Source organism: Pedobacter sp. AC212 (assembly GCF_979258625.1).
In genome coordinates, this window is record NZ_OZ409870.1 from 4,208,393 (window position 1) to 4,222,573 (window position 14,181).

Consider the following 14,181-nt stretch of genomic DNA (forward strand, 5'->3'; position numbering starts at 1 on the left):
ACAATAAGATTAAATAACAAGGATTAAAAAACAAAGATTTAAAGCAAAAGTAGAACTAAGGCTTACACACCAAGTCATTCATCTTTACTCCTTGTTCCTTTACTATCACACAGAAATAACATGGACATTAACGAATTAGTAAGAGAAAATATAAAAAACCTTAAACCATATTCTACTGCCAGAGATGAGTTTAAAGGACAAGCATCCGTATTTTTGGATGCCAATGAGAATAGCTATGGTTCTCCCCTACCCGCAAATTATAATCGCTACCCAGATCCACTACAATTGGATTTAAAAGATGCCATTAGTAAGATAAAAGGCGTGCCTATTGATAATACCTTCTTAGGCAATGGAAGTGATGAAGCGATAGATTTGCTTTTCCGAGCGTTTTGTAACCCAGGAAAAGACAACGTAATCGTTCTTCCACCAACGTATGGCATGTATGAAGTTTCGGCAAATATAAATGATGTAGAAATTCGCAAAGTCAGCTTGCTGCCAAATTTCCAATTAGACATGGAAAAGATTGCAGAAACGATTGATAAAAACACGAAATTAATCTTCATTTGTTCGCCAAATAATCCGACAGGAAATTCGATAAACCGCGAGGATATTGAAACAATTTTAGCCAACTTTAAAGGCATCGTTGTGGTTGATGAAGCCTACATAAATTATGCTCGACAAAAGACCTTTATTCAAGAGCTAACCGAGTATGCAAATCTGGTAGTTTTACAAACTTTCTCGAAGGCTTGGGGGCTTGCAGCTTTGCGTTTGGGAATGGCGTTTTCATCGCGAAAAGTGATTGATGTTTTGAACAAAATTAAGCCTCCTTACAACATCAATCAGGCCACACAAGATTTAGCTTTTGAGGCGTTAAAAAATATTGCGCAAGTTAACGATTGGATCAAAGAATCTGTCGCCGAAAGAGACCGAATTTCCTCTGATTTGAATACGTTAGATATTGTTAAAAAAGTCTATCCATCTGATGCAAATTTTATACTAGTTGAAGTGACGGACGCAACTGAAATTTATGATAGTTTGGTTGATGAAGGCATCATCGTTCGCGACCGTTCGAAAGTAACTTTGTGCGAAGGTTGTTTACGAATTACCGTTGGAACAAGAGAAGAAAATGATAAACTATTATCCATTTTGAAAACGAAATAAAAAGATGAAGAAAGTATTATTTATAGATCGCGACGGAACCTTAAATATTGAACCGGAAGATGAGCAGGTAGATAATTTTGCGAAGCTGAAATTTTATCCACGGTCGTTGTACTACCTATCCAAAATTGCAGCAGAGATGGATTATGAATTGGTGATGGTAACGAATCAGGATGGATTGGGAACACCATCAAATCCAGAAGAAAATTTTTGGCCAATCCATAATTTCATGCTGGATACTTTTGCAGGAGAAGGAGTAAATTTTAGCGAAATTATTATTGATAGAACTTTTGCAAAGGATAATGCCCCTACCCGCAAACCCGGTACGGCTTTACTTACTAAGTATTTAAATGGCGATTACGATTTGCAACACTCATACGTAATTGGTGATAGGTTGAATGATGTGGTACTGGCCAAAAATTTAGGAGCGAAAGCTATTTTTCTACGCCAGAATGATGCACTCGGGTCTACAGAAGCTTTAGATAAACATGAAACCTTGCTTGACATCATCATCCTGGAAACGCAAAAATGGGAGGATATTTACAATCTTTTAAAAGCAGGAAGCAGAAAAATTAACCACGTTCGCAAAACCAACGAAACCGATATTACCATTAATTTGGATTTGGATGGCACTGGGAAAGCTAAAATTGAAACAGGTTTAAACTTTTTCGATCACATGCTGGATCAAATAGCCCGGCATGGTAGTGTTGATTTGGAGGTTATTGCCAAGGGCGATTTACACATTGATGAACACCACACCATTGAAGATACAGGAATAGCACTTGGTGAAGCTTTTGCTCAAGGATTAGGCAATAAATTGGGCATCGAGCGCTATGGTTTCTGCCTCCCGATGGATGATTGCTTGGCCCAGGTTGCCATTGATTTTGGTGGCCGCGACTGGATTGTTTGGGATGCTGAATTCAAACGTGAAAAAGTTGGCGATATGCCGACGGAGATGTTTTACCACTTCTTCAAATCTTTTAGCGATGCTGCGAAATGTAATTTAAACATAAAAGCAGAGGGCGAAAACGAACATCACAAAATTGAAGCTATATTTAAAGCGTTTGCAAAAGCAATTAAAATGGCGGTTAAACGTGATGCAGAAAAGATGGTGTTGCCAAGTACAAAGGGAGTTTTGTAAGGTAGAGGGCTGAAAGTTGGAAGGTTGAAGGTTAATGCACAAACTTCAAATTATAACCCTGATAGCAGCGAACACGTATCTCGATTTTTCATCGGGAGAAACGAATAGCTCCAAAGGAGTGCCTTTGGCACAGGACTACGGCACCAATGAAATACTGACATTCGTTTTCAAATTTTATAAAAAAGTGTCTTGTCTTGATACTCGATACTAAATACTTGATACTAATTATGATTGGAATAGTGAACTACGGAGCGGGGAATATTTTTTCTTTAACCGCAGCTTTAGAAAGGCAAAACATCACTTACGGAATGGTAAATACGGAGACTGATTTAGACAAATACAGTCACATTATCATCCCTGGAGTTGGCCATGCGGGTGCAGCAATGAAAAAACTGGAACAAACCGGTTTAGTTGGTGCCATCAAAGCCTTAAAAAAACCTGTACTTGGCATTTGTGTAGGCATGCAACTCATTACCGAACATTCGGAAGAAGGAGATGCTGAACTATTGGATATTGTACCGGTGAAGACTAAAAAGTTTGATAAGGCATTGCAAATCAAGATTCCACATATGGGCTGGAACGATGTTGAGCATAAAAACAATTCATTGTTTGAGGGTGTTGAAGATAATGCACAATTTTACTTTGTTCATTCGTACTTTATTGAATATAACCCTACTTTTGACATCGCCTCTGCCAACTATGGACTAAAATTTTCGGCAGCAGTACAAAAAGATAACTTTTACGGCGTTCAGTTCCACCCGGAGAAATCGGGAAAAGCTGGCGAACAGATATTAAAAAATTTTTCAAACTTAAGTTGAGGAATGGCTTTAGATAACTTTTCACTTTCAACTTTTAACTAAAAAAAAATGTATATAATTCCTGCAATTGATATTTTGGACGGAAAAGTAGTCCGCCTGCGAGAAGGCGATTACAATCAGAAAACCGAGTATGATGTTTCTATTGCCGATATGATAGAAAAATATCGTTCGAATGGAACTGATTTTATCCATATCATTGATTTGAATGGTGCAAAAGGCGATTTCAGCAACCAGAAATCACTTTTCGAAATCATTAAAAAAACCGAAATGAAAGTCCAGTACGGCGGTGGAATCCGTACAATTGAGCAGGTAACTAATTTGCTCGATGCAGGAATTCACCGTGTGATTGTAGGTACGCAAGCGATTACCAATCCTGATTTCTTGCAGGAATTGAGCGAAGCTTTTGCCAAAAAAGACAACTATGCAAACCGTATTGTGATCGCCATTGATGTTTTGGACGAAGTAATTAAATATTCTGGTTGGATGGAAAGCTCGCCAATTAAATTAATGGATTATGTTGATAAATGTTTGGCTTTAGGCTTCTTCCGTTTTTTATGTACAGACATTAGCAAAGACGGGAAATTAGGTGGAGCAGCAGTAGATTTATATAAAAAATTGCTTGATCATTCGCCAATGATTAAATTAATCGCATCTGGCGGTGTAAGTTCGATGGAAGATATCCATGAATTAGCGAAATATCCTATTAGAAGTGTAGTGGTTGGAAAGGCGATTTACGAGGATAGAATTACCATTGAGCAGATCAAAGATTGGAATTTGAAGATGTTGAGTAGTATATAAGTGAATGAACTCAAAGAAGCTGTTAATAATTGGGTTAATATTAATACCTATTAGCTTCGTAATGTTTCTATGGGGAATGCACATGTTTACCTATGTAGGTAATTATACAAAGTTTATGGGAGTTAGTGGACTCTGGTGCTTCCTTCTCTGTATACCGACTTTTATAATTGCCTTAGTTTTAGTAACAATTGCATCTAGAAGAAAAGATAAAATTTAACAAACTCATCATTGCGAGGCACGAAGCAATCTTACAACGATAGCTAGGTGCTTTAAGATTGCTTCGTACCTCGCAATGACGAAAATATAAAACAATGCTTTCAAAAAGAATAATCCCTTGTCTTGATGTAAAAGACGGTCGCACAGTTAAAGGTGTCAACTTTGTTGATTTACGCGACGCTGGTGACCCGGTAGAACTTGCGGCTCAATATGCGCAGCAAGGTGCTGACGAGTTGGTGTTTTTAGATATCACTGCCACTCATGAACGTCGTAAAACGATGATTGAGATGGTGAAATCGGTTGCCAGACAATTGAACATTCCTTTTACAATTGGCGGCGGAATTACTGAAATTGCCGATGCAGAAGCTTTATTAAATGCTGGCGCTGATAAAATCAGTATTAACTCTGCAGCAGTAAAAGACCCACAGTTAATAGAAGATTTAGCCAAAACTTTCGGGGTTCAATTTGTAGTTTTAGCAGTTGATACCAAACATATTGATGGCAAAAACATTGTTCATTTAAATGGAGGAAGATTGATAACCGAACTAGAAACTGAAGCCTGGATTAAAAGAGCTGAAGATTTGGGTGCCGGAGAAATTCTTTTAACCTCAATGGACCATGACGGTACAAAAGCTGGGTTTGACTGCAACTTGTTAAGCAAGATAAACCAGATGATTAACATTCCAATCATTGCATCTGGCGGAGCAGGAAAAACGGAACATTTTACAGAAGTTTTCCAAAAAGCTGGAGTTGATGCTGCTTTAGCTGCATCAGTATTTCATTATGGGGAGATTTTAATCCCAGATTTGAAACAAGAATTAAAGAGGAACGGAATTCCTGTTAGGATATAAAAAATTAACTCGTCATTGCGAAGTTTTTGTCATTCTGAGTGCAACGAAGAATCTCGATGGAGATAATACAAATCCTGAGATTCCTCCTATCGTCGGAATGACAAAAGAGGATTGCTTCGTACCTCGCAATGACGGAACTAGAAAACACAATGAATATAGATTTTAATAAAAGCGACGGCTTAGTTCCAGTAGTGATACAAGATGAGCAAACATTAGAAGTGCTAATGTTGGGTTACATGAATGCCGAAGCATTTGAAAAAACACAAGCTGAAGGTAAGGTAACTTTCTATTCTCGCTCTAAAAACCGCTTGTGGACCAAGGGCGAAGAAAGTGGCAATTTTCTTTTCGTAAAATCTATTCACATCGATTGCGATAATGATACAATATTAATCAAGGCCAATCCGGTTGGTCCAACTTGCCATACAGGCAGTAGAAGCTGCTTTAAAACAGATTACAATCAGAACTTCATTTTCGAGTTGGAGAATATTATCAATGATAGATATGAAAACCCTGTTGAAGGCTCATACATCAATAAAATGCGCAGCAAAGGCTTGAACAAAATAGCGCAAAAGGTTGGCGAGGAAGGTGTAGAAACTGTTATCGCGGCATTGGCAGAAACTGAAGAGGATTTGATTGGCGAAGCAGCTGACTTACTTTTCCACCTGACTTTTTTATTGAAGGAAAAAGGTTTATCGATTAAAGATATTGCTAAGAAATTAGAAAGTAGACATAAATAGATGTGAGATGTGAGTATTGAGATGTGAGACAATCGCAATTCGCAATACTCATTACGCAATACGAATAAAATGCTCAAACACCTACACACTTTTCCTGGCCATCAAAATCCGGTTTATGCTTTAGCAAATGCTGATGAGAATGGTATTTTCTATAGTGCTGGAAATGACAAAGGAGTTGTAGAATGGTCGTTAGATAGCATGGCTTTCGTAAAGGTAAAAACGCCTGTACAAAGTTCGGTTTACAGTTTGCTTAGCTATAATAATTTGTTATTCATTGGCGAAAGAAGTGGGGCATTTAGTGTTTATGATTTAACTAAACAGGAAATCATCAAGAGAGTAAATGCGCATTTAAAACCAATTTTTGATATCCAAATAGCCAAAAGCAAAAACGAATTATTAACTACAGGTGAAGATGGTTCGGTTGCAGTTTGGTCGCTAAATGATTATTCGGAAATTTATCGGTTTCACGTCGCTTACGATACAGTTAGGTGCATTGCTATTTCTCCTGATGAAACTGAAATCGCCTTTGGCTGTAAAGACCACCTAATAAGAATTTACAATTTGGCGGACTACAGTTTAAAACAAGCTTTGGAAGGTCATTCATTACCCGTTACCTCTTTAGCTTATCATCCTACTGGAAAATACTTAATTTCAGGAAGCAGAGATGCGCAACTAAAAATATGGAATTGCTCCCAAAGGGATGCCTATGGCACTAATTACGAATTGGTACAAACTATTCCAGCGCACATGTTTACGATTTACAACATTGTCTTTCATCCAACCCTACCCTATTTTGCAACGAGCAGTCAGGATAAAAGCATTAAACTTTGGGATGCTGAAAACTTTAAGCTTTACAAAATTTTAAGTTTGGAAAAAGGAGAATTTGGTCATACCCATTCCATCAATAAGATCATTTGGAGTAAGGATGGAAAGTATCTAATTTCTACGGGAGATGACAGAAAAGTGATGGTTTGGGAAATGGAAGGTTAGGTTTCTAACTTTTTCGTTTTTTCTCAAGATCAGAAACATCAGCAATATCGATCTTTCTACCACTTGATTTTTTATTCTTGATTAGTTCATCAAGACCAATATAATAAACGCTTGTGCCTTCGTCTAATTGTATTTCTAATTTTTCCGAATAGGCCTCCTCAAATTCTACTCCATCAATACTTGTTAAAATATCTATTCTTAATGGTGGATAACCTATTTGATTTATTAAATTTGGTTTAGAAAAATCTTCATGCGTAAATCCTAAAGAAGCAAACCCAAAATCATTTATTACAGAGACCATTTTTAGGGAATTATCTTCCGATATATTTATCCAAACATCTAAATCACCAGTAAACCTTGGCTTACCATGAAAAGCCATCGCATACCCACCAACTACTAAATATTGTACATTATACTGGGTTAGCAATTTTAGGAAATCTTCAAAATCATCTGAAAGTATCATTTTTTTAATACAATTTTTTTAAACTTAGTTTTATCCATTCGCTGACCAGGCTTTAACGCTTGCTGGATTAAATAAGTAACGGCACTAACTCTTTCTACTGGTGTTTTGGTAAGCCAATAGTTTAGATCTTCAAAAGATTGGTCATGTTCGTGCATATTAAATTTATTCACTACCATTGCCATTTTTCTCACTTTTGGTTCCATATTATTAAATTTCTTGCTTAACAAATATAAAGAAAAATCGTGTTAAATAATTTGCAACCGCAATGCTCCCTAATTTATCTCCACCTTCTTCAGCCCTTCTCTTCCGTAAAAAACTGGAAAATACATCATCTCTGCTTTTGCTGGATTTAACACATAAGAACCAGAATATCTTGGCATTAAATCTATGGTAAAAGTATATTTACCTTGTTTAAGTTTGGTGCAGAAAATTGAAGTTTTGTTTTTGAAATATTCACGATGCGTTTCTATCCCCCAAAAATTCTGAACTTTATTTTCGTAACTGCAACCCGCCGGAATAGGAATTTCAATCATCACATAATCGGCATCTGCTTTTACCTCAACTTCTACCTTTAAGGTAGTTATTTCTCCAGCCTTTAAATTGCTTACTGCATTTCCTTTTTGTAAGAGCGTGCTACGAACTACAAAATCCTTTTCAACTTTTTTCGGATTAACATTTTGAAATTGCTGATAAGCCGTAAAATACACTGCAGAATTACCTTTCTTTTCCACTTTTAAATCAGTAGGATTTTCGATTACTTTATCGAAGGGAAATTGGGCAATTACTTGTTCGTTAACCCTAATTGAAACAGGTTCTTTCTTCTCGTTTGTTTTAAGGAAAGCAGGCAAAATCGTTTCCAAAATCATAGAAGCTTCATAAGTATTTCGCCATTGACCATCTTTACGTTGCTCTAAAAAGTAAAGCGCTATTTTTTCCAATTCATTTTCGTAACCGCCTGCATTTTTTAAAATCCGATAAGCCAATAAAGTATTTTGAATGCTATTATCCCAAAAACGGATGCTTTCTTCTCCCCAATAAATACTACCAAACATGGTTTGTTTTTTAAACTTGGTTAACACACTTAAATCTATTTTCAAACCTGCCATCTGCCTCAATTCCATCATCTCTAATACCTCAAAAGTAGATGCTTTTGTTTCTCTCTGTTTCGCAGCTAAAAGCGTTGGAGACAAACCTGCATCACGTTTTTTTTCTTTCTCCTCAAATGCCAACACCCAATCTTTAATGTAATTTTTGCCATCCAGCAAGTGCAAAAGTTTAATTACCTGGATATCGTTATAAGTTGGTTCATCTGTTAATTTACCAACTAAATAGCGTTGCAATAACGCTTTGTTTAAATCGACAGTGTAGCCATCCTTTTCAGCTTGTAATAACGCCTCAACTACATGCAAGCTAATCCACATTTGCTCTTCGCTATCTTGCCACCAGCCCCAAGTTCCTTGCGGTTTTCTATTTTGCTGTAGTTTTTTAAGGATGAAAGTGATGTCTTTTTCGTGAGTAAATTTTTGATCTAAGTATTTGCGAACTCGTTTTTCTAACAATAACGATTTCAATTTAGAAGCCAATTGCTCATTACACAAATACTCGTAATTGCGCAGTTTGGTCATCTCATCTAACAAAGTTGGAAATACTGATGCTTCCGCTCGAAGCGTTATTTTACCTAAATTTTTATCAAATGCATAATTGATAATGGTATCTCTGAGCAAAGCTGAAAAATAGCCTTTGGTTTCTTTTACGCCAGCTTCAAATACCGGAATTTTTCGGCGCTCGCCATCAAAGTAGCCATTCTCCTGCGCCAAGGTATATTCAAAATTTAAGCTGTCTTTAGAATTTACGGTAATACCCAAAGTATCAATCAGTGAATTTTTAAAGTTAACCGTAGAATTTCGAAGTTCCTTTCCGTTGTATAAAAATTTACGAATGCCAGTTTCTTCCAGCGGTGTGTAATTCATCAATTTTCCAATAACATTAATGCTATCGCCAACAACGGCAAAAAGTGGCGAGACAAAATTGGCACTTAAAGATTTAAATGATTTAATACTTCCTTCTGTATAACCCGTTTGTTTATTGCCATTCATCGCGATTACACGTGTTTTCCATTTGGTAATATCATCTGGAAATTTCACGGTAAACTTGGCCACACCATTTTCATCTGTAATTAATTTAGGTTGCCAAAAGCCCTCATCATTAAAATTTGTACGCATGGTTTGTTGTTGCGAAACCACTTCTCCAGCGAGATTAGTTGCTAAATTTCCCTTTTTACTTTTGACGATAATTACCCCGTTTGCTGCTTGCGAACCATATATAGCTGTGGCACTTGCATCTTTTAAAATTGTAACATCTTTTACCAAATCCTTATCTAAACTACTGATATCGCCGTCAAAAGGCACTCCATCTAAAATAATTAATGGTTTTTTGTTGGGAGATAAAGTTGATGAACCTCTTACCATTACAACCTGCTCAAGTAAAACGCCAGCAGATTTACCTTGCAAGGCATAATCGAGCTGATTAGAACTTATAGACATAGTTGCACTAGCCATCATATTTTGTTTTCTAACCGCTCCGTAACCAACCACTTCAACCCCTCTTAAATTGTTATCAATTGTATCGAGTAAAATATCTCCAACTGAGCCATTTACTATATCAAATACTTTATCGTAGTATCTTGTGGTTGATATTTTTATAGCTCCTTTTTCTGGTGTTTTAAAACTAAAATATCCTTTAGCATCGCTAATGGTTTTTACATCTAAACCAACAACCTGCACCACAATACCCGCTATTGGTTTATTCGTTAGGCTCGATAAAATTCTACCTTTCACCGTGTTTTTCAATTCATTTTTATCGAAGATATAGGAGTTGAAAAATAACTTGATTTTTTCAGTAAGATCAGCGCCTCCCTCTCCACTATAATGTCCTATTTTTGGTGTCGATTTTATAGTGCTATCCAATTTTTGGCTAAAATCATCAGGGTGTACAACCTTAAAATTGTTCCATTTGTAATAATTTGCACCATATGGCTTCACGTTGATATCATCTGTAATAAAATAACTATTATCTTTTAATAAAAACAGAATTTTGTATCTACCACTTTCTAAAACATCAGTATTGATTTCCCCTTTATAAATACGCAAAAAATTGGCTTGGTCAGGTTTAAAAAGGATTAAATTTTTGATGTAGGGAATGTGATTGGTAAATGCGGTATCAATATCGTACCTCAACTTGCCTGTATCTTTTTGTCCGATTAAACTTGCATTGTAGAAAAGTTGTGTGGTTCTACTTCGCAAATCCATAAAATCTAGCCAAATTTTATCAATTTCATTCTTCTTTAAGGCGTATTCATTAGCAATATTGGTATTTCCACTACTCGCACCACCATATAATTTAGTATCAAATGCATATTTAGTCGTATTTGATTTCTGTTTAATTAAGCCCGGCTCAAAAGTGTAGGTATAACCAGCTTCTTTTGTGAAATTCTGATGCCATTTTTCATTGTTAAACTCTAAAACATTTTCTCTTATCGGGCCAATTATAAGTTCTTTTTCAGTTCGGTTATTTGGGTTGATTAATAGACGAGTATCAGATGTTACTGCCGAAATGGTTGTTTTATTTAGGTTAAAGTTATTGGCAACTTTAATCATGTAATTATCCAGTTCCTGGCTTTCTTGTGCTGTAAGCGTAGTTGGTTTGCTTACCGTTACCAATTTATTAGTGGTATCTGCCAAAATGCTAAAAATTGTTTTTTTACCTGCCGTGATATTGTAATTATTTACAGTTATTAATTTATCTGCAGTGCGGATTTTAAAATTGTGATAACCAGGTTTTACCACAAAAGAGTAACGTTGCAATTGTTGCGCCTGATTAAAAAACACAGGCACATTATCGATATAAACAATGTTGGCAGGCAAAATTGCACCATCTAAAACCACAAAAGGAGCAACTTGTGTAGTGGTGTCATTAGTAGTTTCAATTACATTATAAATTGGTTTGGGATGCATAAACCTGAAATACTCAATGGTATCTAACCCTAAACTTTTGCTCCATTTTGTCCAGGTAAGCTGATCTAACTTTGCGCTAACGCTCCCGCTAGCTTCATCGGCCTCTATTTTAATTTTATTGGTTTTGTGCGCTAAGTATTTTCTACCCAAATAAGGCAACCTCACATCAGGAACATCCGTAAATTTTGCAGTAAATGCTTGTGCAGTCACATCCGTTTCTGGAACCGGTTTATGGTTAATATCTGTAACCTGAACCAACATATTCACTTTTTGCCCAGGATAAACCATGTCTGGCGCAATCAGTTTTAGGTTCAACTGGTAAGGATTATAAAATGCACTTACCTCGCTGGTCTCTTCATCGCCATCCCAAAAATAATTGATGCGAATATGGCTGGCTTTTTTACTATCGTTTTTGATCAGTGTATCCAAATTGTTGGTATATCCTCTTAAAAAAACCTTGTTATCTGCAAAAATGGTATACCAAAAAGGCACTTTATGCTCATTTATAACCACCACACGCAAACTATCTTTATTTTGCATGGCGTTAATTTGCAATTCTGGATTTAATTTAGTGATATCAATTGTGGCCGTATCTTTTGGGGTTTCAACTTCAACGTATTCGGCTCGATAATCAATTTTAGTGATGTAAGGCAAAGTAATATTTTGAGAATTGATCACCACATCATCTTCAGTATAACTAATCATTTTAGCCGACTGTGTTTCGCTTTTATTGTTTACCACATAAGAAATTGCCAAACTATCTTTCCTAAATTCAGATTTTATCTCAACAGCTTTAACAGACTTTTCTGCTTTTTTCCAATCGTTATAGGTTAAAGATTTTGATGCCGTCCTCACTTCGTTATTGCTGTTTAAAAACTTAGCATTTAAGTTAAAACTCAAGTTAGCTCTCGGAAAAATATCAGCAGGTAAAACAAGTTTAGTTTCGCCAACGGGATCTAAGGTGATGTTTTTTTGCCAAAGTGTATCGGGCACAAAAACCTTTTTATCCGTATAATAATTGACGTAACTAGTGGTTAATATAAGTTCTACCCTGCCATCAGGAACGGCCAATTCATTTTCATCTGTCGCTTTAAAATAAACGGTTATTAAACTGTCTTTTGTTTGCTCATTTCTATCTGTTCGTAACGCAAAATCAAGCGATTTAAGTTCATAGTCTTCATAACGGAAATTATTGCTGATGCGGAATGCTTTCTTCGGCTTTTTAGATTTTTCTTCCAAACTAATGCCATAATTCCTATCCAATTTTAAGTTTAAAGTATCAGCAAGCACAAAACTATATTCGTAACCTCCACTTTTATAAGGGTTTATTGTAGCTAAGTTTTTTTTTACATCGTCAACCTGCAAAATTACTTCTGCAGGCCTGTTTTGGATATTTCCGCCTTTGGCATTAATAATAAAAGCTTTAAATTTTACGGTGTCAAGCGGCTTGTACATAGGCTTGCTAAACACCATATAACCTGCATATAAAGGCTCAACGCCACGTTTCTTTTTAAAAACAGTTTTAAACGGTTGCCAAAAATATTTTACTGGAAACGAATAAGCTATTTTTTTAAAGAATGGCCAGTCTTCCCTATCGTCATTATAGTAATTTCTATCATCAACATCGTACTCAAAGAAATTACTTATACCTTCATGTACAACCCTAATAATACCTTCTTCCTTTGGTTTACCTTTTTCCTTGCTGTGTGTACTTCTGTATAATTTCGTTTTACTATCGTAAACTGCTCGTTTTTTACCATCAATTTCTACAAAAGCATTGGCAATTAGATTTCCTTTTACGTCTGTTATGTAAAACTGAAAATCCTTTTCATTATTAATAAATTGGAGTAAAACATTGTTTTCGCTATGCAAACTCGAATTAATAGCGGCTCCGCTGGCATCTACAAGCAAGTAATTCCCATAAGGTAAATCTGCTTTTTTATAGTCTTTATCATAATCAGAACTGATTAAGGTATGGTAAAAACTATCGTTTGTTTTTTCCTTGCTTAAGACACTAACTACCTCAGCATCATTAATTTTATAAACAAAGGTAGCATAGCTGGCTTGCTTGCTTTTGGATAGTTTGTTTTGACTGAAACTCGGAGTAAAGAAAACTAGAAAACTGATGAGCGTAAAAAGTAACTTCATAAAAATGATTTAGAATTGATTTCAAATTCTTTATAAAAAACACGGAATAATAGCGGGATATTTTATTCTTATCAGGGATGATAAGCAATGGAACTTGATTATTTAACCATTGAGCATGCTCTTGAATCGATTTAAGATAGTTGGAGTTTTAATTACTCCGAAACCACCTAATATAGCATATTTCATCTTCAGGACTACAGTGATATTTTCAGTTTTTTTAAGATTTACTTTGAAACTTCGGCTTTCAAATCCTACTGCGGTAAACTCTAACACCAAATTATTTTTGAAGTCATTTTTATTTACTTTCAATTCGAAATTACCTTCTTTATCGGCAACCGTAGCAATGGTCGTTCCTTTTACTCTAACACTGCCACCAACAAGAGGCAAACTTTCATCACTATCAATAACTCGTCCTTTTATCGTGATAAGCTCTTTTGCAGATAGCGCTGTTCTTTTTTCTGTTTTGTATTTCTTCTCGTCAGTTTGATATGTAGCATAAGATTTACCAATCGCATTGCCCAGTTTCGGAAAACTTAAAAACGCCATTAGAGATGCGGCAATCAAACTCGGCTTAAATTGCCTGATAGAAAAGTTTGCTTTCAAATCAATCAACCGATTAATTTGCTCAGGATTAAACCTTCCGCAACCTGTATTTTGATTGTTGGTAAACCACGATTTTAAATCGCTATCAGAAAATTGTGTAAAATCGGTAACCGACTTCTGGCATGAACCGCAAAATCGCCCAGACCGATCAGCCTGCATGTTCAACCATTTCTCATTACAAGGATTGTTAATTAAAATTGTAAACGGTGCTGCCATAAAATCAGTTTACACCATGATGCAACTTT

11 protein-coding genes are annotated in these 14,181 nt (G+C 35.9%); 7 read left to right on the top strand and 4 right to left on the bottom strand.

Annotated elements, in window-relative coordinates; genetic code table 11:
• The first annotated feature begins 120 nt into the window (after positions 1–120).
• From hisC to ACZZZC_RS17955, 7 genes are all read left to right on the top strand, one after another.
• Positions 121–1,161, top strand: a complete 1,041-nt coding sequence (gene hisC, locus ACZZZC_RS17925) for a histidinol-phosphate transaminase (protein ID WP_463487805.1) — start codon at positions 121–123, stop codon at positions 1,159–1,161.
• Between the two features lie 4 nt (positions 1,162–1,165).
• Positions 1,166–2,299, top strand: a complete 1,134-nt coding sequence (gene hisB / locus ACZZZC_RS17930) for a bifunctional histidinol-phosphatase/imidazoleglycerol-phosphate dehydratase HisB (RefSeq protein WP_463483407.1) — start codon at positions 1,166–1,168, stop codon at positions 2,297–2,299.
• 227 nt (positions 2,300–2,526) lie between these two features.
• On the top strand, positions 2,527–3,117 hold the full coding sequence (gene hisH, locus ACZZZC_RS17935; protein WP_463487806.1) for an imidazole glycerol phosphate synthase subunit HisH: 591 nt from the start codon (positions 2,527–2,529) through the stop codon (positions 3,115–3,117).
• A 48-nt stretch (positions 3,118–3,165) separates the two neighbouring features.
• Positions 3,166–3,915 (top strand): 1-(5-phosphoribosyl)-5-[(5-phosphoribosylamino)methylideneamino]imidazole-4-carboxamide isomerase, encoded by a 750-nt coding sequence (hisA, locus tag ACZZZC_RS17940; protein ID WP_463483409.1) that lies wholly within the window; start codon positions 3,166–3,168, stop codon positions 3,913–3,915.
• A gap of 311 nt (positions 3,916–4,226) precedes the next feature.
• On the top strand, positions 4,227–4,982 hold the full coding sequence (gene hisF / locus ACZZZC_RS17945) for an imidazole glycerol phosphate synthase subunit HisF (protein WP_463483410.1): 756 nt from the start codon (positions 4,227–4,229) through the stop codon (positions 4,980–4,982).
• A gap of 149 nt (positions 4,983–5,131) precedes the next feature.
• Complete coding sequence (gene hisIE / locus ACZZZC_RS17950) at positions 5,132–5,719, top strand: bifunctional phosphoribosyl-AMP cyclohydrolase/phosphoribosyl-ATP diphosphatase HisIE (protein ID WP_463483411.1); 588 nt, start codon at positions 5,132–5,134, stop codon at positions 5,717–5,719.
• Positions 5,720–5,788: 69 nt separating this feature from the next.
• Complete coding sequence (locus ACZZZC_RS17955; protein ID WP_463483412.1) at positions 5,789–6,709, top strand: WD40 repeat domain-containing protein; 921 nt, start codon at positions 5,789–5,791, stop codon at positions 6,707–6,709.
• 4 nt (positions 6,710–6,713) lie between these two features.
• On the opposite strand, the gene ACZZZC_RS17960 is transcribed toward ACZZZC_RS17955, so the two are convergent.
• The 4 genes from ACZZZC_RS17960 to ACZZZC_RS17975 form a co-directional block, all read right to left on the bottom strand.
• A complete protein-coding gene (locus ACZZZC_RS17960) occupies positions 6,714–7,172 on the bottom strand; it encodes a hypothetical protein (protein ID WP_463483413.1) in 459 nt (152 codons plus the stop codon).
• Entirely contained in the window at positions 7,169–7,375 is a 207-nt protein-coding gene (locus ACZZZC_RS17965) for a hypothetical protein (protein ID WP_463483414.1), read from the bottom strand. The genes ACZZZC_RS17960 and ACZZZC_RS17965 overlap by 4 nt, the downstream gene beginning before the upstream one ends.
• Before the next feature lie 69 nt (positions 7,376–7,444).
• Positions 7,445–13,333, bottom strand: a complete 5,889-nt coding sequence (locus ACZZZC_RS17970) for an alpha-2-macroglobulin family protein (RefSeq protein ID WP_463487807.1) — start codon at positions 13,331–13,333, stop codon at positions 7,445–7,447.
• 102 nt (positions 13,334–13,435) lie between these two features.
• Positions 13,436–14,152 carry a carboxypeptidase-like regulatory domain-containing protein gene (locus ACZZZC_RS17975; protein WP_463487808.1) on the bottom strand — a complete coding sequence of 239 codons (717 nt, stop codon included), beginning with the start codon at positions 14,150–14,152 and terminating at the stop codon, positions 13,436–13,438.
• Between the last annotated feature and the right edge of the window lie 29 nt (positions 14,153–14,181).

Coding starts and splice junctions, on each gene's coding strand:
- hisC (WP_463487805.1), top strand. CDS start 121: ATGGACATTAACGAATTAGTAAGAGAAAATATAAAAAACCTTAAACCA.
- ACZZZC_RS17965 (WP_463483414.1), bottom strand. CDS start 7,375: ATGGAACCAAAAGTGAGAAAAATGGCAATGGTAGTGAATAAATTTAAT.
- ACZZZC_RS17955 (WP_463483412.1), top strand. CDS start 5,789: ATGCTCAAACACCTACACACTTTTCCTGGCCATCAAAATCCGGTTTAT.
- hisIE (WP_463483411.1), top strand. CDS start 5,132: ATGAATATAGATTTTAATAAAAGCGACGGCTTAGTTCCAGTAGTGATA.
- ACZZZC_RS17975 (WP_463487808.1), bottom strand. CDS start 14,152: ATGGCAGCACCGTTTACAATTTTAATTAACAATCCTTGTAATGAGAAA.
- ACZZZC_RS17960 (WP_463483413.1), bottom strand. CDS start 7,172: ATGATACTTTCAGATGATTTTGAAGATTTCCTAAAATTGCTAACCCAG.
- hisF (WP_463483410.1), top strand. CDS start 4,227: ATGCTTTCAAAAAGAATAATCCCTTGTCTTGATGTAAAAGACGGTCGC.
- hisH (WP_463487806.1), top strand. CDS start 2,527: ATGATTGGAATAGTGAACTACGGAGCGGGGAATATTTTTTCTTTAACC.
- ACZZZC_RS17970 (WP_463487807.1), bottom strand. CDS start 13,333: ATGAAGTTACTTTTTACGCTCATCAGTTTTCTAGTTTTCTTTACTCCG.
- hisA (WP_463483409.1), top strand. CDS start 3,166: ATGTATATAATTCCTGCAATTGATATTTTGGACGGAAAAGTAGTCCGC.
- hisB (WP_463483407.1), top strand. CDS start 1,166: ATGAAGAAAGTATTATTTATAGATCGCGACGGAACCTTAAATATTGAA.